General features: G+C 40.8%; 20 protein-coding genes and 1 pseudogene. 5 read left to right on the forward strand and 16 right to left on the reverse strand.

Features of this window, described 5'->3' with window-relative positions:
* Nucleotides 1–119: 119 nt before the first annotated feature.
* The 11 genes and pseudogenes from AC50Y5_RS11855 to AC50Y5_RS11905 all read right to left on the reverse strand — a co-directional run bounded on the left by AC50Y5_RS11855 (nucleotide 120) and on the right by AC50Y5_RS11905 (nucleotide 7,696).
* A complete protein-coding gene (locus tag AC50Y5_RS11855; protein WP_494860812.1) occupies nucleotides 120–890 on the reverse strand; it encodes a flagellin N-terminal helical domain-containing protein in 771 nt (256 codons plus the stop codon).
* Between the two features lie 200 nt (nucleotides 891–1,090).
* Nucleotides 1,091–1,417 (reverse strand): annotated as a pseudogene (locus AC50Y5_RS11860) (flagellar assembly protein FliW).
* Nucleotides 1,418–1,599: 182 nt separating this feature from the next.
* Nucleotides 1,600–2,370 (reverse strand): flagellin N-terminal helical domain-containing protein, encoded by a 771-nt coding sequence (locus AC50Y5_RS11865; RefSeq protein ID WP_494860814.1) that lies wholly within the window; start codon nucleotides 2,368–2,370, stop codon nucleotides 1,600–1,602.
* Nucleotides 2,371–2,483: 113 nt separating this feature from the next.
* Nucleotides 2,484–2,726, reverse strand: a complete 243-nt coding sequence (gene csrA / locus AC50Y5_RS11870; RefSeq protein WP_494860816.1) for a carbon storage regulator CsrA — start codon at nucleotides 2,724–2,726, stop codon at nucleotides 2,484–2,486.
* A gap of 1 nt (nucleotide 2,727) precedes the next feature.
* Complete coding sequence (fliW, locus tag AC50Y5_RS11875; RefSeq protein WP_494860818.1) at nucleotides 2,728–3,174, reverse strand: flagellar assembly protein FliW; 447 nt, start codon at nucleotides 3,172–3,174, stop codon at nucleotides 2,728–2,730.
* 91 nt (nucleotides 3,175–3,265) lie between these two features.
* A complete protein-coding gene (locus AC50Y5_RS11880) occupies nucleotides 3,266–3,835 on the reverse strand; it encodes a DUF6470 family protein (protein ID WP_494860823.1) in 570 nt (189 codons plus the stop codon).
* A 2-nt stretch (nucleotides 3,836–3,837) separates the two neighbouring features.
* Nucleotides 3,838–4,755 carry a flagellar hook-associated protein FlgL gene (gene flgL, locus AC50Y5_RS11885; protein WP_494860827.1) on the reverse strand — a complete coding sequence of 306 codons (918 nt, stop codon included), beginning with the start codon at nucleotides 4,753–4,755 and terminating at the stop codon, nucleotides 3,838–3,840.
* Nucleotides 4,756–4,814: 59 nt separating this feature from the next.
* The gene (flgK, locus tag AC50Y5_RS11890) at nucleotides 4,815–6,350 is read right to left on the reverse strand and encodes a flagellar hook-associated protein FlgK (protein WP_494860829.1); all 1,536 of its coding nucleotides are present in this window, start codon (nucleotides 6,348–6,350) and stop codon (nucleotides 4,815–4,817) included.
* Between the two features lie 15 nt (nucleotides 6,351–6,365).
* On the reverse strand, nucleotides 6,366–6,863 hold the full coding sequence (locus tag AC50Y5_RS11895) for a flagellar protein FlgN (protein ID WP_056036911.1): 498 nt from the start codon (nucleotides 6,861–6,863) through the stop codon (nucleotides 6,366–6,368).
* A 16-nt stretch (nucleotides 6,864–6,879) separates the two neighbouring features.
* Complete coding sequence (flgM, locus tag AC50Y5_RS11900) at nucleotides 6,880–7,167, reverse strand: flagellar biosynthesis anti-sigma factor FlgM (protein ID WP_081418858.1); 288 nt, start codon at nucleotides 7,165–7,167, stop codon at nucleotides 6,880–6,882.
* Between the two features lie 109 nt (nucleotides 7,168–7,276).
* Complete coding sequence (locus tag AC50Y5_RS11905; protein WP_494861510.1) at nucleotides 7,277–7,696, reverse strand: flagellar protein; 420 nt, start codon at nucleotides 7,694–7,696, stop codon at nucleotides 7,277–7,279.
* A gap of 216 nt (nucleotides 7,697–7,912) precedes the next feature.
* Between AC50Y5_RS11905 and AC50Y5_RS11910 the strand changes: the two genes are divergently transcribed.
* From AC50Y5_RS11910 to AC50Y5_RS11930, 5 genes are all read left to right on the forward strand, one after another.
* Nucleotides 7,913–8,200, forward strand: a complete 288-nt coding sequence (locus AC50Y5_RS11910) for a hypothetical protein (RefSeq protein ID WP_494860831.1) — start codon at nucleotides 7,913–7,915, stop codon at nucleotides 8,198–8,200.
* Entirely contained in the window at nucleotides 8,188–8,799 is a 612-nt protein-coding gene (locus tag AC50Y5_RS11915) for a lytic transglycosylase domain-containing protein (protein ID WP_494860833.1), read from the forward strand. Before AC50Y5_RS11910 ends, AC50Y5_RS11915 begins: the two co-directional genes overlap by 13 nt.
* A gap of 185 nt (nucleotides 8,800–8,984) precedes the next feature.
* Nucleotides 8,985–9,884, forward strand: coding sequence for a sigma-70 family RNA polymerase sigma factor (locus AC50Y5_RS11920; protein WP_494860834.1), 900 nt, complete (start codon nucleotides 8,985–8,987; stop codon nucleotides 9,882–9,884).
* 75 nt (nucleotides 9,885–9,959) lie between these two features.
* On the forward strand, nucleotides 9,960–10,286 hold the full coding sequence (locus tag AC50Y5_RS11925; protein ID WP_430160399.1) for a hypothetical protein: 327 nt from the start codon (nucleotides 9,960–9,962) through the stop codon (nucleotides 10,284–10,286).
* Nucleotides 10,287–10,289: 3 nt separating this feature from the next.
* Nucleotides 10,290–10,586 (forward strand): thioredoxin family protein, encoded by a 297-nt coding sequence (locus AC50Y5_RS11930; protein WP_494860836.1) that lies wholly within the window; start codon nucleotides 10,290–10,292, stop codon nucleotides 10,584–10,586.
* 78 nt (nucleotides 10,587–10,664) lie between these two features.
* Here the strand turns inward: AC50Y5_RS11930 and AC50Y5_RS11935 are convergent, their stop codons facing one another.
* The 5 genes from AC50Y5_RS11935 to AC50Y5_RS11955 all read right to left on the reverse strand — a co-directional run bounded on the left by AC50Y5_RS11935 (nucleotide 10,665) and on the right by AC50Y5_RS11955 (nucleotide 18,167).
* Nucleotides 10,665–10,991, reverse strand: coding sequence for a hypothetical protein (locus AC50Y5_RS11935; RefSeq protein WP_494860838.1), 327 nt, complete (start codon nucleotides 10,989–10,991; stop codon nucleotides 10,665–10,667).
* Nucleotides 10,988–12,010, reverse strand: a complete 1,023-nt coding sequence (locus tag AC50Y5_RS11940; protein WP_494860840.1) for a peptidoglycan recognition protein family protein — start codon at nucleotides 12,008–12,010, stop codon at nucleotides 10,988–10,990. Before AC50Y5_RS11940 ends, AC50Y5_RS11935 begins: the two co-directional genes overlap by 4 nt.
* A 15-nt stretch (nucleotides 12,011–12,025) precedes the next feature.
* Nucleotides 12,026–12,352, reverse strand: coding sequence for a hypothetical protein (locus tag AC50Y5_RS11945; RefSeq protein ID WP_494860841.1), 327 nt, complete (start codon nucleotides 12,350–12,352; stop codon nucleotides 12,026–12,028).
* Between the two features lie 104 nt (nucleotides 12,353–12,456).
* Entirely contained in the window at nucleotides 12,457–17,010 is a 4,554-nt protein-coding gene (locus tag AC50Y5_RS11950; protein ID WP_494860843.1) for a DNRLRE domain-containing protein, read from the reverse strand.
* A gap of 35 nt (nucleotides 17,011–17,045) precedes the next feature.
* Entirely contained in the window at nucleotides 17,046–18,167 is a 1,122-nt protein-coding gene (locus AC50Y5_RS11955; protein WP_494860845.1) for a discoidin/SUN/FTP domain-containing protein, read from the reverse strand.
* Between the last annotated feature and the right edge of the window lie 17 nt (nucleotides 18,168–18,184).

Below are 18,184 nucleotides of genomic sequence, written 5' to 3' on the forward strand. Positions count from 1 at the left end.
CTCCCATACCGACTCAATATCTCTATTACTAATATCGGAAAAAACAATAAATTTTATTAGAGCAAATATAAAAAAACAGCCTGTTGATTTTCTCAACAGGCTGTCGGTTATTCCGAAAATTAACGAAGCAGGGAAAGAACGCCTTGCGGCTGCGAGTTCGCTTGAGCAAGCATTGCTTGTGAAGCTTGAAGAAGAATGTTGTTCTTCGTAAGATCGACCATTTCTTTCGCCATATCTGTATCGCGAATACGGGATTCGGATGCAGTCAGGTTTTCTACTGTTGTACCCAAGTTGTTGGATGTGTACTCCAGACGGTTTTGTGTAGCACCGAGTGTTGCACGTTGTGTTGCAACGTTTGTAATACCAGTTTCAATGTTAGCAAGTGTACTTGCCTTAGTCAAAGCGGAGAAGCCAGTTGTATCTACTTTTTTGATAGTGATTACTTGAGCATTATCATCCGATTGAATCTTCACATCAGCAGCAGTCAGAGAAATGCTATTGAATTTCGTATCCGTCATGATTTTATCGATTTGACCACCCAGCTCATCAAGCTCAAGGTCGATGTTAGCTTTATCGGATGCTTGGTAAGTTTCGTTCAGCTTCTGTACATTCAGCTCTTTCATACGAGTAAGCATGGAGCTAACTTCATTCATTGCGCCCTCAGCTGTTTGCACAAAGGAGATACCATCTTGAACGTTGCGTTGAGCTTGCTCAAGACCGCGGATTTGACCGCGCATTTTCTCGGATACTGCCAAGCCAGCAGCATCGTCAGCCGCACGGTTAATGCGAAGACCGGAAGACAATTTCTCCATACCTTTACCTGCAGCAGCAGTATTCAGACCCATGTTACGGTGAGTGTTCAAAGCAGTAATGTTGTGATTAATACGCATTGTTATTTCCTCCCTGAAATGAAATCAATGATCCACATCCTTGTGGTATGCTGAGCCAGGTCGGCCGCCCTTTATCAGCCATAATATATATATCGGCTAAATTCAGTCAGAGTTTATAGCTTGTTATTTTTTTTTTGATTTCACCAAATTGTTTTTTCAGCTCTGTATTGCTGATCAGAGATTTCTCTGCTGCCCGATTCTTATCCTCTACAAACAAATAGAGGCGGCCGAATGGAGTACTTCTCATCGGAAATAATAAACTGCATTCCTGTTCTATTAGCTAAATTTATAATTAGTGGAGCTGCAAGGTTTTATGTAGCTGTCGCTAGATCTCCATTAACACTTATAAAATTCAATATTTTAATGTCTGTCGTTCGCTTTACGCCCATTTCCTGCTCTATCAGTTCAGGCAGCTCAAACTCATAGTCAGGGAAAAATCGAACGGAGGTAAGACTATAAAAGCAAGTGACTTTTCTTCTACAGATTGTAAATACATAAAGGTTCCCTACCTGACAAGGATTCGCCACTTACGTTTTTGTCAGGCTTATAACCTGTTGACTGATTGACTGAGGAAATGCTCATTAACAAACCTCCCATACCGACTCAATATCTCTATTACTAATATCAGAAAATACAATAAACTTTATTAGAGCAAATATAAAAAAACAGCCTGTTGATTTTCTCAACAGGCTGTTGGTTATTCCGGAAATTAACGAAGCAGGGAAAGAACGCCTTGCGGCTGCGAGTTCGCTTGAGCAAGCATTGCTTGTGAAGCTTGAAGAAGAATGTTGTTCTTCGTAAGATCGACCATTTCTTTCGCCATATCTGTATCGCGAATACGGGATTCGGATGCAGTCAGGTTTTCTACTGTTGTACCCAAGTTGTTGGATGTGTACTCCAGACGGTTTTGTGTAGCACCAAGTGTTGCACGTTGTGTTGCAACGTTTGTAATACCAGTTTCAATGTTAGCAAGTGTACTTGCATTAGTCAAACCGGAGAAGCCAGCTGTATCTACTTTTTTGATAGTGATTACTTGAGCATTATCATCCGATTGAATCTTCACATCAGCAGCAGTCAGAGAGATGCTGTTGAATTTCGTGTCCGTCATAATCTTGTCGATTTGAGCACCCAGCTCATCAAGCTCAAGGTTGATGTTAGCTTTATCGGATGCTTGGTAAGTTTCGTTCAGCTTCTGTACGTTCAGCTCTTTCATACGAGTAAGCATGGAGCTCACTTCATTCATTGCACCCTCAGCTGTTTGTACGAACGAGATACCATCTTGAACGTTGCGTTGAGCTTGCTCAAGACCGCGGATTTGACCGCGCATTTTCTCGGATACTGCTAAGCCAGCAGCATCGTCAGCCGCACGGTTAATACGAAGACCGGAAGACAATTTCTCCATACCTTTACCTGCAGCAGCAGTATTCAGACCCATGTTACGGTGAGTGTTCAAAGCAGTAATGTTGTGATTAATACGCATTGTTATTTCCTCCTTGAAATGAAATGAATGATCCACATCCTTGTGGTTTGCTGAGCCAGGTCGGCCGCCCTTTATCAGCCATAATATATATATCGGCCAAATTCAGTCAGAGTTTATAGCTTATTTTTTTTGATTTCACCAAATTGTTTTTTCAGCTCCGTGTTGCTGATCAGAGATTTCTCTGCTGCCCGATTCATATCCTCTACAGAAACATATAGTTCCTTGCGCAAAATAGATATTTCTTTAGGTGCTGTTATGCCAATCTTTACAGTATCATTGTTAACTTCTAAAATACTAATTTCTATATCATCACCAATAAACAGGGATTGTCCTTTTTTCCTGCTCAAAACAAGCATATTATCGACTCCCTTCCACTATTAAGGAATCAGCAAATAGAGGCTGGCGAATGGAATACTTCTCATCTGACATAATATATTGCATTCCTGTTCTGTTTGCTAAATTTATAATTAATGGGGCAGCAAGATTTAATGTAGCTCTCGTTAGATCTCCATTAACACTTATAATATTCAATATTTTAATGTCTGTCGTTCGCTTTACATCCATTTCCTGCTCTACAAGTTCAGGCAGCTCAAACTCATAGTCAGGGAAAAAATCAAACGGAGAAACGACTATAAAAGCAAGTGACTTTTCTTCTACAGATTGCAAATATATAAAGGGACTGTCATCAATCACAATTAAGAAATATTTTAGAAATTCTTTAAAGCCCGGTATTCCATTAGTAAAAGTCAGCAGCTCTTCATCCTTACATTCTATCTCACCAAACCGTGTCGTTTGTATTAACAATACAGTCACACTCCTTTAATCGTTACACTAAAGCAAGAAGCTATAGCATCGCATTACGATTCTATAGCTTCTTGTATTCATTATGGCAGGTTTATAAAGTCAAATCAATTTGAGGAGGCGTTATTTGTACAGAAGGATACCGTTCCATATAGATGTTGACTCCCCCTCTCTGATACTCAATTTGCGGCTTACTGGTTTGAACATTCATCTCCACATGACCTGGGGTAATATTAATTTCCGGCTTCTGAATTACTGCTTCAAAGCTAATATTACCAGCTGATGCAGGACCGAAAATCTGCAATTGATATGATTGTCTGGAAAAGCTCTCGCCAGCAATATCCCCGACTGGATCTCCGTCATATAATATATCGCCGATTCGATCATAGTCCTGGATCGTTTGTGATATCCCCTCTTGTACAAATCGACCGAATTGATTATAAATACGATTCCAGAAGGCCTCGGGCTTCCCCCCTGTCAGGGCATCCCACATTTTAGATTGATCAATAACTACAACAGGCTGGGATGATTTAATATCCATTGTCGTATGAACAGTTGAAATGTCTAATGTAGCACTGCTCTGCTTAATATCATACTTACCTAATTCAGACTGTATACCGATTTTCCCTAATGTCGATTGTATGTTCAGTTGAGGTAACTTCATCTCTATCTCAAGAAGTCAACTAAAGATTTGCTTATTACTTTGGCACCTACGGAGAGCGATGCTTGGTATATATTCTCATTAATTTGTGTATCAATAAGCAGCTTTTCGAAATCAGCATCTTCTGTTTTGGACTGCATATCCGTTAAGTTGATAGCAAGGTCTGATAGTCTCCCCTGCATTAACTCAACGCGATTAACTCTCGCTCCAACTTCAGATCTCACATTCAAAAAACGATCCATGCTGGATTCAATATTCCCAAGCTCAGCTGTAACACCGCTATAGTTCCCTGTACCAAGCGCCGTTATTACTCGATCTATTACGGAGAATACATTATCTCCAGTACCTGCTGGATCAGGTTCTCCAAATACCTGATTTCCCGTCAGATTAATATCCAGCTTCACATTCACACCTACTGCATATTGAATCTTGCCATCGTCCGTTTCTAGAGCTTTAGCATCCGAACCTGGAGCGGAAAGATCATAAGGCATTTGATCAAATTGTTCACCGTTAAAAATATACTTCCCGTTCAGCTTACTGTTTGCAATGTCGATAAGTTGACTTTTCAGCTGTTGAATTTCGCTTTTAATGTTATCAAGGGCTATTTGTGGATTTGTCCCCGTCGCACCTTGTGTAGCCAATTCCTTTACTCGTTGCAGAACATCCCCAGCCTGACCAATTACAGTGTCGTTAAAATCCAACCAAGATAAAGCGGAATCCACATTTTTCTGATATTGGTCATTGGCAGAAATCTCCGAACGGTAACGAATAGAATAAGTAATGCCCACCGGATCATCGGAAGCTTTATTTAACTTGCGACCTGTTGTCGTTTGCTGCTGCAATTGCTCCATCTGGGACATATTTCGATTCAGGTTTCTAGTAAGCTGCATGTGCATCATACCTTGTGTAACACGTAGTGACATGTTCGTAGCCCTCCTCTTTCAAATAAATCTAATTTACTTGTCGTTCAGCTATATTTGAATTATCTTCCAACCACACCTGTTCCATTAATAAGCTTCTCTAGCATTTGGTCAAAAGTAGTCATAAATCTTGCAGATGCACTATAGGCATATTGATACTTAATGAGCTCAGACATTTCTTCATCAAGAGACACGCCGCTAACTGACGCTCGGCTAGCATCAACTTGATCCAGTTGGGCCTGGGTATTTTGATATAAACGAGAGGACTCCTGACTTTGAACCCCTAAAGCACCGACTACCGCACTATAAAAATCACCAACCGTTGCTTCAGTAATTCCTCCACCCTGCGCTGTCTCGTCAAAGGAAAATTTGCTCCCCTTTAATTCTGACATCAGAAGGGCTAACCCATTATTACCTTTGACTACAGTAGTAGCTCCTGTAGTATCAGTGGTTGTACGGAGAGAAGTTGCAATTTTATTAGAGTCGGCAGCAATATTAGGATTAAGCTGTATACTTGATGCTGTAATTCCAGTTGAGCCTGTTTTGAAGGTGAAAAAATTCTCCCCTACTTCAACAGGGTTTCCAAGCGTATAGCCAAGCTTATGCAGTCCATTAATCCCTTTAACCGTGATAACTTCATCAGCAAGTATACCCGTTGTCTCTCCCGGTTTTACCGTGCCTTTCGGGAGCGTTACTTGAAATTCACCATTTGCAAGCGTATTTGCAAGCGTATCCAGCTGTTGGGAAAAATCTGCTACATAGACATCGCGCGATACAATCATCCCGTACGCCTCACCACCGATCAGTGATCCGTTCGCATAGGCTGTCTCTAAAGCCAGAGAAGTGAGAGGGTTTACATCGCCTGCTTCCACAAGATCATTCCCACCTAAGGAAACAGTATATCCTTGATCCGTATCAGTAACTGTTATGTTAATGATCGCGGATAGCTTGTCTGTCATTAAATCCCTTTGGTCTCGTAAATCATTGGCATCGTCACCAATAGACTCTATTTTGCGAATTTCCATATTTAGGGAGGAGATGATAGTAAGAAGCGAGTTGGCCTCGTTTGCCTTCACTTCAATATTAGACGTTAAATCTGCGTCTAAATCAGTAAGCTGGCGGCTCAGTTCATTGAATGTATCCGTTAAGCCACGAGCTGTTTCTTGCAAAATTTCGCGGCCCGTTACATTTTGAGGGTCTTTGCTAAGGTCAGACCAAGCATTCCAGAAATTTTCTAATACCGTTCTTATCCCTGTATCTGAGGGTTCATTCACAAACTGTTCAAGCTTACTTAATGTATCTGTTTGTATAGATAAATTACCCAAGCCTTGACTTTGTTCACGGTACTGTGAATCGAGAAACGCATTTCGAATTCGAGTAATTGAGGTGAATTCAACGCCCGTTCCTAGTTGACCCGGTGCTAATGACCGATCCATACCATAGGCTTCAATTGGCCTGGAAGCTACCATCGTAACTTTTTGCCTTGAGAAGCCTTCAGTATTTGCATTCGCAATATTATGACCAACGGTGTTAATAGCCGCCTGCTGCGTGAATAAACTTCTTTTCGCTGTTTCCAGCGAATGAAAAGTTGATCTCATCGTTTCATCTCCTCATCATGCTTTGGAATCAAATAGTTTATTGAACTTATTTCCATATCCTTGATTCATCGGATGCTGGTAGGTGAGATCCTCGTTCGGGTCATCCATCATTAGGCCAATAGAGAAATCCAGAAAATCTAATGATTGTTTAATTAGTTGCTGATTCAAATCATTCGCTTCCTTCAGCTTCCCCAGTACATCATTGAGCTGGCTATGAAGCTGCAGTAGCTGCACTTTAATTTCTGGATTCGTGACGGAACGAATCAGCTCAGCTAAAATACCGCTGCGAATTCTAAACCCAATATCCTTAAAATAACGGGAAGTCAGTTGGGTACGCATTCGTTCAAGCTCTTCCGCTTTCGCAACAAGCAACTTCTGCTTCTGGGTCTGTACATTTAACTGCAGAACATGATTCTGAATAATCATGTCCTTCTTACTAAGTTCAATTTCCAGAAGTGAATGATACAGCTTTAGCTGCTGCTGCAGAGTATCTGCAATTAACTCAAGAGACATCTCCGTTCACCCATCCTCATTCGCTTGGATTGTTGCCGAAATAAGGAAGCAGCTTCTCAGCCAGCTTGCCCGAATCAACATGATACGTTCCAGATGCTATGGATTGCTTCAGGCTCTCAATATGCTTTGCACGTTCGGGGCTGTTCATCTGACTCGTAGAGAGCATCTCCTTCGCGGCGGCTGAGATCTGTACCTCATCCTTCTTCTGCTTCTTATTGGCATTATTCACAGCCATTTCATTCTTCTTCTGGTACTGGTTAATGGAATGGATACGACCAGGTTCATTTATCTTCAATTTATTCACCTCATTTATTTGGACACATGCTAATAAGCCGATAACCTTTAAAAGTATTATCGGCTGATTCCCCAAGAAATTTATAGTTATATCGACGATTGACAAATATTAATAAATTCTAACGATCCTTATAGCGGTCCAAACCTTTATAAATGTTCTGATTAGCCTTCTGCGCTTCCAATTCATCAGCCCTTCTAGCATCCTCATTGCGCATTTTCCCCGTATCGCTAATTAAACGCGCTCTACAGCTATCACACATATTGTTATCCCGTATGAACGTACCGCATACCTCGCACGGATAAGACATATTTGGCGCATTCACAATCGAAATCCGGCCTTCTCGAACAAACTTTGTAATTTGGCGGACCGATACTCCCGTTTCATTGGATAGATCATTTATATTCGTGCCTTTGTTTTTACGCAAATAATCGGAGCAAAGCTCATACTCTTTATCTATTTCCTTAATGCAAGCCGGACAGACGTCACGAAAGTTCTTGGAGAACAGCTTGCCGCAGCGTGGACAATTATCTAAATTCATCATTAATTTCCGACCTCCCTAGTCTACCTTTTTGAAGATATGATTAGCTCTATTCTAGCCGAAAAAAAGGGAAAATTCACTAGTTATCTTTTAACAATTATTTTACAAGCTATATCCCGCTATCTAATAATCTTTCATTTCTTATTCTATCATCCGCAACTTTTGATCCACTTAAAGACACTACTCACAATATAAAAATAGAAAGGAGCCAAATGTATGAATTGGATGACTTCTAAAATGGATGATCGAGTGCGAACTGGAATTTTACTGATCGAGCAGCCCATTACGTCAATCAAAGAAGTTTATTTTCAACATGATGGGAAGAGATTGTTTTTGGCTTCCATTACAGAAGCAGGATTAAAGAGGTATAGGGTGAACATGATTGAGGAGTGGCTTGAAGAAGTAATAATTAATCTGCCACCATACGAGGATCTCATAAAAATCGCCCAAAATGAAGGCGAACGGGTTCAAGAACAAATGAGGGCAATACCATGCCCAGACTAATTTCATGCGTTTTAACAATCACTATACTCTGGACCTCGTACCTGCCACATGACAAAAATTCCTCAACACCTGCAACGACTATCGATCAGGAAGAGGAGAGTCTAAACGTTCCTCCAGTTGCAACTAAACATGCAAAAGATTCTGTACCTTCGCCTGTTAAAAAAGCAGACCAAACTACAAGTAATCTAATCGCTCATATGCTCAAAAATAAGGTAGCAAAAGCCAGTGCTAAAGAATGGGCTTCTCTAATTATGAAAAACAGTCAAGCTTACAAAGTTGATCCTTATACCATTTTAGCAATGATTCAAGTAGAAAGCCAATATGATGCCAAGGCAGTTGGCACGGCTAACGATACGGGACTGCTTCAGATTTTGCCCGCTACCCAGAAATATATGAAAGTCGTTGGAGATTTGCGCGAGCCCCCAGTCAATATTGAAGTGGGCTCCAAATACCTCGCCTATACCCAAAAACGATTTGGAAGAGAACTAGGGATTGTAGCTTACAATCAAGGGGAAGGCAATGTGGCCAAAGGCAACTACAGCACAATGTACCTTGAAAAAGTAAACAAAACGCTTGAATCGATTGAACGACATGAATAAGTTTTTTACTAGGCCCTAGTTATAGGGTCTATTTTTATGTCCGCAACTCCTCATTCCGATACAACGACTACTTAAAGTATAGAGCCTTACAAATTAGGAAATTAAATAGAAAGTTAGAGGTGAATCCATTGACGAGTCATTGCTATCAAAAGCTTCGAAAATCCGGACTCAAAGATATGCATAATATGGAGCTCATAAAAAAATGCAAACAGGACAATGAGCTGCTTGGCGAATTTTTGAAAGAGAATCGCGATTTTATTTTTTCGATTATCAAGCATTTTAAAGGAAGTATTGAAGAAATTAGAATGAAATTCCGGGTGACAGACGATGAGCTATATCAGCATGCTTGCATCGGCTTCCTCACAGCGCTGCAGGATTTTGATTTCAATAGGGGAATTAAATTCACCACATTTGTCGTACGTCCTATTTTATGGGAAATCAATCACTTATTATATAGCGATTCTCAGTCCGTTCGTTTAAGTCGTGGTGCGGTCGAGCTCCTAAAAAAAATGGGGGAAATTGAGCATACGTTAGGACATAGGCCTAATGAAGAAACGATGGCCAAGCTTTTAGAAATATCCGTAGAGCGATATAGAGAGATTGCTACGTTCAGTGACGATCTGGAGCATTATGATGGTATCGCTAATTTCGATATTGCGGAAACATCCGAGCTCAACCTTGAGCAAAAAGTAACCGATCGCGTCTATGTACAGCAGCTATTAAACGATCCCATATTCACGGAGTTTGAGAAAACGGTCATGATATTAATTATGAAGGAGGCAAGCTATTCGCAAATTGCTGATAAACTAGGCGTTTATCCCATGACCATCAATCGGACGCTGACACGTATTCGCTCCAAAATTCAGCAGCAAGAAAATAACGCTCCGGCCGGCCAATCGAAGGTCACCTCTAAATATGATCGGGAAATCCATGCAATTTCGCAAAAAATAAAAGAGAACACATCTATTCCGAGTGTAGAAAAAGTTCTCGCCCTCTTGAACGAGCAAGGGTTCGATTGCAGCCTCTATTCGATAAGAGTGTTGTATTACATTAGGCAAAAAGCCATTCATAATTCAAGTGAATAATTGGGTTAGTTTATAACTGGCCCATTAATTATCAGAATTTTCAGTCTTTATAAAAAATGAAAGTAGGTATACGAAATGAATAACGCTTCTTATTTTCAAAGTTTGCTTGATCAAGCATTGACACCTGACTCTCGATCATACAATGAGCTAGTTGAGCAGTTGGCCTGGGCAGAAGCCGAAGTGACGAATACGCAGGATGCCCTCACTAATCTGCAATTCCGTCTTCAGCACGGAATTCTAGTGATGGAAGACATCGCTGCCGAGGCGGAAGAAATCATTACTCGCCATCAAGCTGTTCTAATCACAGCCCACGCCCGGCGGAGTGAATTTCAACAGCAAATGTCGCAAATTGAATCTGTTATCGGCATAGCTGAAGATATGTGGACGTTTGGAGAAGAATGATACATGAATGAAGAGAAGTTTGCTGAACTAAACCTGCTGCTGTATACGAATGAAGATTGTGTTTATTGTCGACAGTTAAGCACCACTTTAGCGCAGATTGCACAAGAAAGACCCCATATTATTGTGACTAAAATAACGTATAATCCTCAACTGCATACCTCCATCAAATCTACTCCTTCTGTTATTGTGCAATATAACAACGATGAGCTAGGCCGATTTAGCAGCGCTTTATCCAAAAAGAGTCTGGATAGCTGGCTTGACCAGCTTCAAGACTATATTCGGTCGCATCTTAGCTGTTAGAGCTTAGTTTGCATTAACTCTTTCCCCTATTATTTATTAGAAAAAGGGAGATATCCAATATGGATACTCCCTCGTTTTTTATTTATTTTCAGATGATGTCGGCATGCATAGCTTCTTTAATAAGCTATTTAAATAATTAGCTCCTCGGGAAGCCAGAACTCCCGCAGCCATAGTCGATACATACTCGGCTGTTCCATTCAAGCCAAAAGGGTTAAGCTGAAAGGCAAAGGCAAGACCGATGCCAATGATAATGGAAAGGCCATAGGTTGTTTTTTCCTTTATAAAAGTAGGCAATACTTGCTTGAAAATTTCGGTAATCGCTTCTGTCAAACCGGCTACTAACAGCCAAATTCCGACTGTTGAAACTACAGCATCCACAGTTGAAGGTAAAGTTGTTATTGTCATTTTGCATTCAAACCTTTCGAAAGAATAATCGTATTTAAGAAAGCCAGCTCTGATAGAGTAAGCGTCTTGTTTTTAGCCTTTTCAATCCACTCCATACTTTCAAATGTACCCGCCTTTTGAAGCTTCGTTAAAGCATCTACCAGCATATCGACTTGCCATTGTACTAGCAGCAATCGGTCGTCCTCCTTTACTATTTTTTCAGCTATCGAAGCTAGCTCCGCGTCTATTCTAGCCATTGTCAATGGTCCAACTCGGCCATCCTGGGCAACATCAAATGATTTTTGCAAGGCTCTTACAGCCAAATCTGTCTCTGCTCCGAAATCCCCATCCACGGTCAGTTCGCAGCCTAGCTTGTTCAGTTTCACTTGAAGCTTTCGGACCTCTTCCCCGGTGCTTCCTTTACATAAAATCAAACCCGTCGCTTCTTTCACTGGATACGCAGTTGTTACTCCCGTACAGGCTTTATACTCATTTGCCACATCTGCAATCAACTGGTTAAAGTTTTTTCCCATTCGTGATAAGGCGTTCGTCGGGTCCACTTTCCGCTTAGGATCTAGAGTATTATGCCCTATAATGTCCTTTAGCGGATTCAGATTGAATTTATTGCATATATAAGCCAAATACCATACATATCTTTTGTAGGACTCTGTATTATTTATAGACCCTTTCAGATGGGAGTAACATAACTCAACGCCAATTGCCACATCGTTGGCATCCGCCCCATAAATGGCATTGTCCACTGTTGTGTTATAAAGCACATGCCAGGCTTTTTCCTTTAAACCTATTGTGGCAGGAATACATTCAATAATTTGTTTGTCATCGATAAAAGTATGGGCTGATGCGCTCATCTCATTGGCTGAGTTTATATAGTATCCAACATTGCCAGCAGCTGTACTTCCATCATTTCCAGTATCATGCGCAACCGCGAAACCTACACGATTCATAGCAATACCAGAGCGACGTTTCGTCTTTACAGGAAGCAGGCGTTGTTCAATCAAGTATTTCATTGTGAAAGACAAGCTGACTCCTCCTTTTTAAAATCCAGCATTTATTCTCTCTTCTCTACCGGCCGAAAGCTGATTCACTAGCTGCTCTACTTTTGCATTCAGCAGCCGATTCTCAGTGACCAGCTCCATGTTTTCTTTGCGTAGAATAACAATCTCTTGGCTAAGCTTCTGGATTTCTTCTTTATGATCCAGCAGCTCTGCCCGCAATTCTGCGCGAAAAGCTTGTTCGTCCTTGGATAGCAGCTCACGATCTGAAATTCTATCTTTGCTACGACCGCCGAGATAACCCATAACGCCTGTAATAACAGAGACTATGGCCCCAACTACAATCGTCAATATTCCTTCATTCATCATATCTTCACCCTTCCTTTGCTTATTCAATATAAGTAAATAGAGACAAAAAATAACCCTCTCCCGGTATGCAGAAGCTCACTCCGGTAGAGGGTTATATGTCTTTTTTACATAATAAAAGCGTATGATCCATCTTCATCCAACTCGACGGTGATAAAACTAGTAACGTCAGATCGGCTAATAACTTCCAGGTAGGTCGGTAGATCGCTAGCAAATTTCTCGGATATTTTTATGGATGCCCTCATGTCCTTATAGCTAGAATTCGGAATAATAATATTGGAGGCAAGAAATCCTGACTTAATAGTAATATTTCCTTCTACTATAGATCCCGCCCACACCTGAATATCTGATAATAGATCCTTTGTTTCAGTAAGCCTGATCGTTAAATCCGAGTCTAAATCAGTACTTTGCTGAGCTGCCACAACTATAGTTGCAGGGATAGTGTCGGCAAACGTTACAGTGACCTCGCCTCTCAGCTCCGGATTACTTACTCCGATAGAGGTCAACAATTCAGACTCAGCTTCTCTGTATATAATAATACTTGAAGGTAAGGTGCTTGAGTCGTTTTGGCTCACGACGATATGGCCAACTTGAAAATCTCTTGATACAGCCAGCCAAGAATTAAGTGTGCTCTCACGCCTGCTTCTGATTATTATTTGTGAAGGAATCCCATTGCTTTCCTTTCTACTAACCGTACAGTAAGAATGCATATTCTCTCTGCGTACAGTAATAGAAGACTCCATCATATCGGGATTCAATATTTTCACTGAACTATACAGATCCGTTTTATCCCATGTACTTTTAACAGAAATAGTGCTCTTAATTTCCCTGTATTTATTTTGTTGTACAAGTATGTCCGTACGAACTTCTGCATATCCAGCACTTTTCACCTTAGGATCATAATATTCGACCACTAATACAGGTGCATACTGGTTGCCTCTTTCACGCGTACCAAATCGAGCATAGGAATCATCTATTAATTTTTCAGCTTTGAGTAAAATGCCATGATAACCAAACCTATCTGCGTACCATTTTTGAACATGTTCCAAAAAATTAATTTCAGTATATTTTTTTGATACTTCAACAAGGACTTCTGTTATTTTGGGCTCATGTTTTGGTGTACTTGCCCATGTAACACCTAGCTCTGTCCAGTCTTCTTGTATCTCATATATACCCAACGTGTTACCCATTAAACTGGTGCTTTCAGTATATAACTTTAAATATGCCTTTGTAATTCTTTGACCACTTGGAATGGCTGCTATATTAAACTGTACTAATGATCGGAAATCTTCACCATCAGCTGTTCGGCCAACCATCATTTCTTGCTCTTCGCCATAATTTAAACGCGGAACAGAAGACCTTACAAATGCATCCTGAACAGAAGTTAATACTAGCTCTGTCTTTGTAGGCGGGATGACCGAAACTGTGCCACGCATTTTCCCTCTTGATGGTATTGCTATGCTGCTTATGAGGGGATTAGTATTTTTAACTTGTATCGAGGAAGAAAGTTGGTCAATATATACTGGTACAACCTTTACGGTTGACGCCATTCTTCCATGGGGTTTGACCGTAACGAAAGACGTTAAATCTTCTCTAAATGGAATGTTAATAAAGCTTCTTCTCTGGTCAATACCTTCCATTTGGTCGGCTGAATAAAGCTCAAATTCCTGTATGCTAAGCTGAGTTATACTGGAAGAGTTACTTATTTCCCACTTGAAAAAGCTGTATTCCTGTCCTCTGCGATCCTCGGACAGCATATATTTACGTAGTTCACCACTGGCCCAATTTGGCTCACTGCCTTTAGCATCTAGAAGCGTCCAATTGGCTTTGTCATTACTGCCGTAAAATATCCAATCTCTTGGAGTCTGCGCTTGATCAGTTGGTCTAGCACCGACTCCATAACCCGCAATCGCTAAAGGAGCGTTGAATGTGAAAATCAGCCATGCATTTTGATGACCAGAAGGAGCTGCCCACGAGTATGTGGCCGTCATTGAGTTATCAAAGGCTCTCCATTCTTGATAATTGGTATTATAATTACCAGAAGACTCTATGTTATACCCCTTCCAGTCCGTTGCTGTTACCGGCAACGTAACATCAGTCATGGAGGAGCCCGGAATTTCAAAATGATCTTTATAGACGTGCATACTAGCTTCTACATCATTTATTGTCCTAACGTAGATGCTCGAAGTTAGATCCATTAAGTTAGTTGATTTGCTTAACAAAGAAAACATTGGCCTAAACCCTGTGCTAGTAAGGGTTGATGAGGTTGCAGCTACACTACTGAAACCATTGACTGTATTTCCCCTAACCGTGCGGCTCGCTATAGCAGATATCGTATTTGCCGTGTGAGACCAAACACCGGACCAATTCCAGACTCTATTATCTCCCGCCTCGATCCTTTCCTCCAAGGAGTTGCCCGCAACATATTTGTCCCAATCATTTGACTTATCATTTGCCGAAACGCCGCCTGTTGGAAGTTTAATTGTTGCATTGGAAAACGAACGTTCTTCCTCATATAGCTGCATTTCATCTAAACTAACAAAATACCCCGTATATCCATTTGTCGCTGTGACGTGAAGCCTATAATGAAAATAGGGCGTATCATTATCAAAAGAAAACAATAATCTAGTCAGAAGCCCCGACTGATTCAACTTTCTATCTAATGTGGTCCAATTCAGACCGTCATTGCTCGCCTGTATAGTCCAATCCTTTGGAGCTGCAGCATTATAGGTATTAGAACGCAGAGCATAATGTTTAATAATTTTGGCTTCCGAGAATGATACATTCAACCAAGCCGGCGAAGGATTAATAGATACCCAACGCTGAGTATCTCCTGTCGACTTATACCCGTTAAATACCTTCCAAGCATCGGAATTTGCACTACTTCTTGAACTTACTGAAACGATAACACTACCATCAGTTGACGTATTGGATGTCAGTATAGGAATGGTCGGTATTTTCTGTTTATCCAATACAAGACCGGTCGAAAGTCCTGCATTATTTAATGTTGTCCATAAAACGCCGCCTTGAATATTACGGTCAGCCAGCAGCATCATATTGCCTGAATTATCATCATCTACAGCAATCAAATAAAAATCTCCGTCGGGACTAGCAATAGGGATCTGAGGGAGAAACTCCTTGTTCTCTTCCCCTAAACCACTAAAATAACCAAATTCATCAGGCAGAGCTTTATAATTACAGCGTATGCGTTTTCCAATTTCAAGCTCGCCTGCATCTAAAACTTCTTGTGGGTGTAAAATACGCCCCTCAGCATCGATGTCGATGGCATCCAATCTAATGTCATAGCCTGCTGAGTTCGCTGGTTTATTGATAATTTCAACTTGAACACGGTGCCTCCCGAAAAAAAGACCCGTTTTTTCATAAGAAATAACTTTATGATAATAATAGCTATCAAGTGCACTGAAGTACTCTACGATTGTTCCATCTATCGTTACTTTTATTTTATCACTATACGTGATCGCTTTAGAGGTAATCAATCTGAATTTCGTGCCTATAAAGTCAAAAGCAAACTTATTTCCTGCAACGATTGTAACCGAGCCCGTTGCACTTCCACCATAATGGTCTGCCAATACAGATGAGGTCCAGCCGCTCATGGGAGAATATTGAATAGCAGAATGGTTGTCATCAATTCGTTTCCAACCCTTATCCGGTATAGGCAACACGGCATTTAATTCACCTAAAATATAGCCATCCTCATCTATATCAATGGCATCAAGGTAAAAATCACCATCTTCTGCTGATTGATCTATTGTTATCTGAACATCATGAATGGCTTTTGTAGGTAAGTGTTTCTCATATACTAATATTTGTCCTATATTTGCATTCGGATATCTGGAAGTAAAATGATCTAAATGAATCCCATCTATCTCAATACGCATCTTCTGCTGCCGATCTGGGTTCGTACAAGCGAGCAGCCGAAGCTTAGAGCCATAAAATTGAAAGGCAATCGTATCGAAAGTTCCACTGGATACTGATTCGCTCTTTCTAATTATTCTGGAAGAACCACCATACATAGAAGAGATTTCATTACCATTATATGGAATATATCCATTAGGGTAGGAAACCTCAGAGTCATCATTTCTCTTCCAACCTGGCTCTACACTTAATTTCTGTGTACCTAATGAGAAATCATTATAGCCTTCGTCCACATCGACCACTACTTTGATCTCATTGAGGAGCACTCCCCAGTTACCTGATTGATACAGTTCAATCCTAACATATCTGAAATGACCCTTAATACCATGTTCCCTTATGGTTCCGTAAGGACAGTTGGCATAAGTATTCGATACTCTGCTCACGACTTCGGTCCAAGTCGTTTTATTATTTGATACTAGGATGCGATAATCGGAAATGGAATCATCCCGACATCTTGGATAAATGATAAAGCGGTCTATGCTATTAATTGCTCCTAGAATGGCATTAAAATCAAAATCGAGCGTAGCTGGCCCACCATTTGTCAACCAATAGGAGGTAGCCGCGCTTGAATTCGTTATGCCATCAAACAGATACCTCATGTAATAATAATTGCTATTTGTATATACAACTCTACTGCTTGTTACTGTAATACCGTTCGGGACTGTATAAACAGTCTGTCCTGATAGGCCTCCAGAGCCCCCGCTAAGATTTAACTGATAAAGCATTTTCACACCTGCCCTCATTGTATTGAGTATTTGGACTAGAAGGAATATTCAATAACGGGCCTGAAGCCTATTTTTATAGGCGTTGTATACGTTGCTGCAGTACTCCAATAGCCCTTTAAGTCTCCATTTCTACCCCGCACTGTTCTTCCTGATGCGCTTGTTTCAAAACCTGCAGCAGCGGGAAAACCCGAAAAGACCGTATCTAATGCCCAGGTACAAGGACCATCCGTTCCATAGTTAAAGTGCCAAACATCATTACCATCATTCGTTTCAGGTACGGTATAACGACCGAATGTCATGTAAGTATCCCATTCATTATTTTCCGGATAAGCTCCTAATCTATAGTCAATGTTAGATGGATTTCCTGATTCAGATAAATAGGCTATACCTCCAGTAATGGATCGAACCTTACTGTACACCGCTTCAGCTGATAAAGTTAGCTCATTAATTCCGGTGTATGAAGCATGCCCATCATTTTGCGTAATATTTAATCGATATTTGCTATAGCTAATCTGATTGTTTAGAAAAAATACTTTTTCCTCATTTGCTGTCCATCCAGAATATTCCCCAATGTGGAGCGGAACCCACGCCTCCCCATTAAAAGCTTCTAAAACCCATTGTCGAGGTGCCGCTGTAGGTGCAGTAATAGATGCCTTAATACTGTATTTGTTAATCAACACATCCGCTGGAAATTCATAGGCGAGCCATCCTGTCTTTGTACCATTAGCTGTAAGCCATCCATAACTATTATCTGTTTTATCAAAAGCAAACCACGAATCGTAGGTGGTGGTATTGTAAACTGTGCTAGCCGTGACTTTACCTGACGGAGCTATATTAGATGTCATTTTTGGAATAAGCGTATCGTTAAAGCTTGTACCCTGGGTATAGCCTGCCATATTTAAAACGGACCAGGCTACATTCGTTTGTACAAGTCGATCCGCGATGAGGAGACCCTCTCTTACTTTAATAAAATAAAAGAAGCCGGAAGGTATGCTTGTCCCCTGCTCGGGTAATCCCCCCCCCTCTCCCTGGTCACCAAAGCTATGAAAATATCCAGCTGCTCCAGACGCCGCAGTGTAACCACAGCGAATAAAATCACCTATTTTCATCGTGCTAATATTTGAACATAAAGTCCCTCCAGTGAGTGGAATTGACATAACCCTTCACCTTCCTT

The sequence above is a fragment of the Paenibacillus sp. JT22N7 genome, assembly GCF_059383875.1.

Coding starts and splice junctions, on each gene's coding strand:
- AC50Y5_RS11935 (WP_494860838.1), bottom strand. CDS start 10,991: ATGACAATAACAACTTTACCTTCAACTGTGGATGCTGTAGTTTCAACA.
- flgK (WP_494860829.1), bottom strand. CDS start 6,350: ATGAGATCAACTTTTCATTCGCTGGAAACAGCGAAAAGAAGTTTATTC.
- AC50Y5_RS11955 (WP_494860845.1), bottom strand. CDS start 18,167: ATGTCAATTCCACTCACTGGAGGGACTTTATGTTCAAATATTAGCACG.
- AC50Y5_RS11930 (WP_494860836.1), top strand. CDS start 10,290: ATGAATGAAGAGAAGTTTGCTGAACTAAACCTGCTGCTGTATACGAAT.
- AC50Y5_RS11945 (WP_494860841.1), bottom strand. CDS start 12,352: ATGATGAATGAAGGAATATTGACGATTGTAGTTGGGGCCATAGTCTCT.
- csrA (WP_494860816.1), bottom strand. CDS start 2,726: ATGCTTGTTTTGAGCAGGAAAAAAGGACAATCCCTGTTTATTGGTGAT.
- AC50Y5_RS11950 (WP_494860843.1), bottom strand. CDS start 17,010: ATGCTTTATCAGTTAAATCTTAGCGGGGGCTCTGGAGGCCTATCAGGA.
- AC50Y5_RS11910 (WP_494860831.1), top strand. CDS start 7,913: ATGAATTGGATGACTTCTAAAATGGATGATCGAGTGCGAACTGGAATT.
- AC50Y5_RS11925 (WP_430160399.1), top strand. CDS start 9,960: ATGAATAACGCTTCTTATTTTCAAAGTTTGCTTGATCAAGCATTGACA.
- AC50Y5_RS11895 (WP_056036911.1), bottom strand. CDS start 6,863: ATGTCTCTTGAGTTAATTGCAGATACTCTGCAGCAGCAGCTAAAGCTG.
- AC50Y5_RS11855 (WP_494860812.1), bottom strand. CDS start 890: ATGCGTATTAATCACAACATTACTGCTTTGAACACTCACCGTAACATG.
- AC50Y5_RS11920 (WP_494860834.1), top strand. CDS start 8,985: ATGGAGCTCATAAAAAAATGCAAACAGGACAATGAGCTGCTTGGCGAA.
- AC50Y5_RS11865 (WP_494860814.1), bottom strand. CDS start 2,370: ATGCGTATTAATCACAACATTACTGCTTTGAACACTCACCGTAACATG.
- AC50Y5_RS11880 (WP_494860823.1), bottom strand. CDS start 3,835: ATGAAGTTACCTCAACTGAACATACAATCGACATTAGGGAAAATCGGT.
- flgL (WP_494860827.1), bottom strand. CDS start 4,755: ATGTCACTACGTGTTACACAAGGTATGATGCACATGCAGCTTACTAGA.
- AC50Y5_RS11915 (WP_494860833.1), top strand. CDS start 8,188: ATGCCCAGACTAATTTCATGCGTTTTAACAATCACTATACTCTGGACC.
- AC50Y5_RS11905 (WP_494861510.1), bottom strand. CDS start 7,696: ATGAATTTAGATAATTGTCCACGCTGCGGCAAGCTGTTCTCCAAGAAC.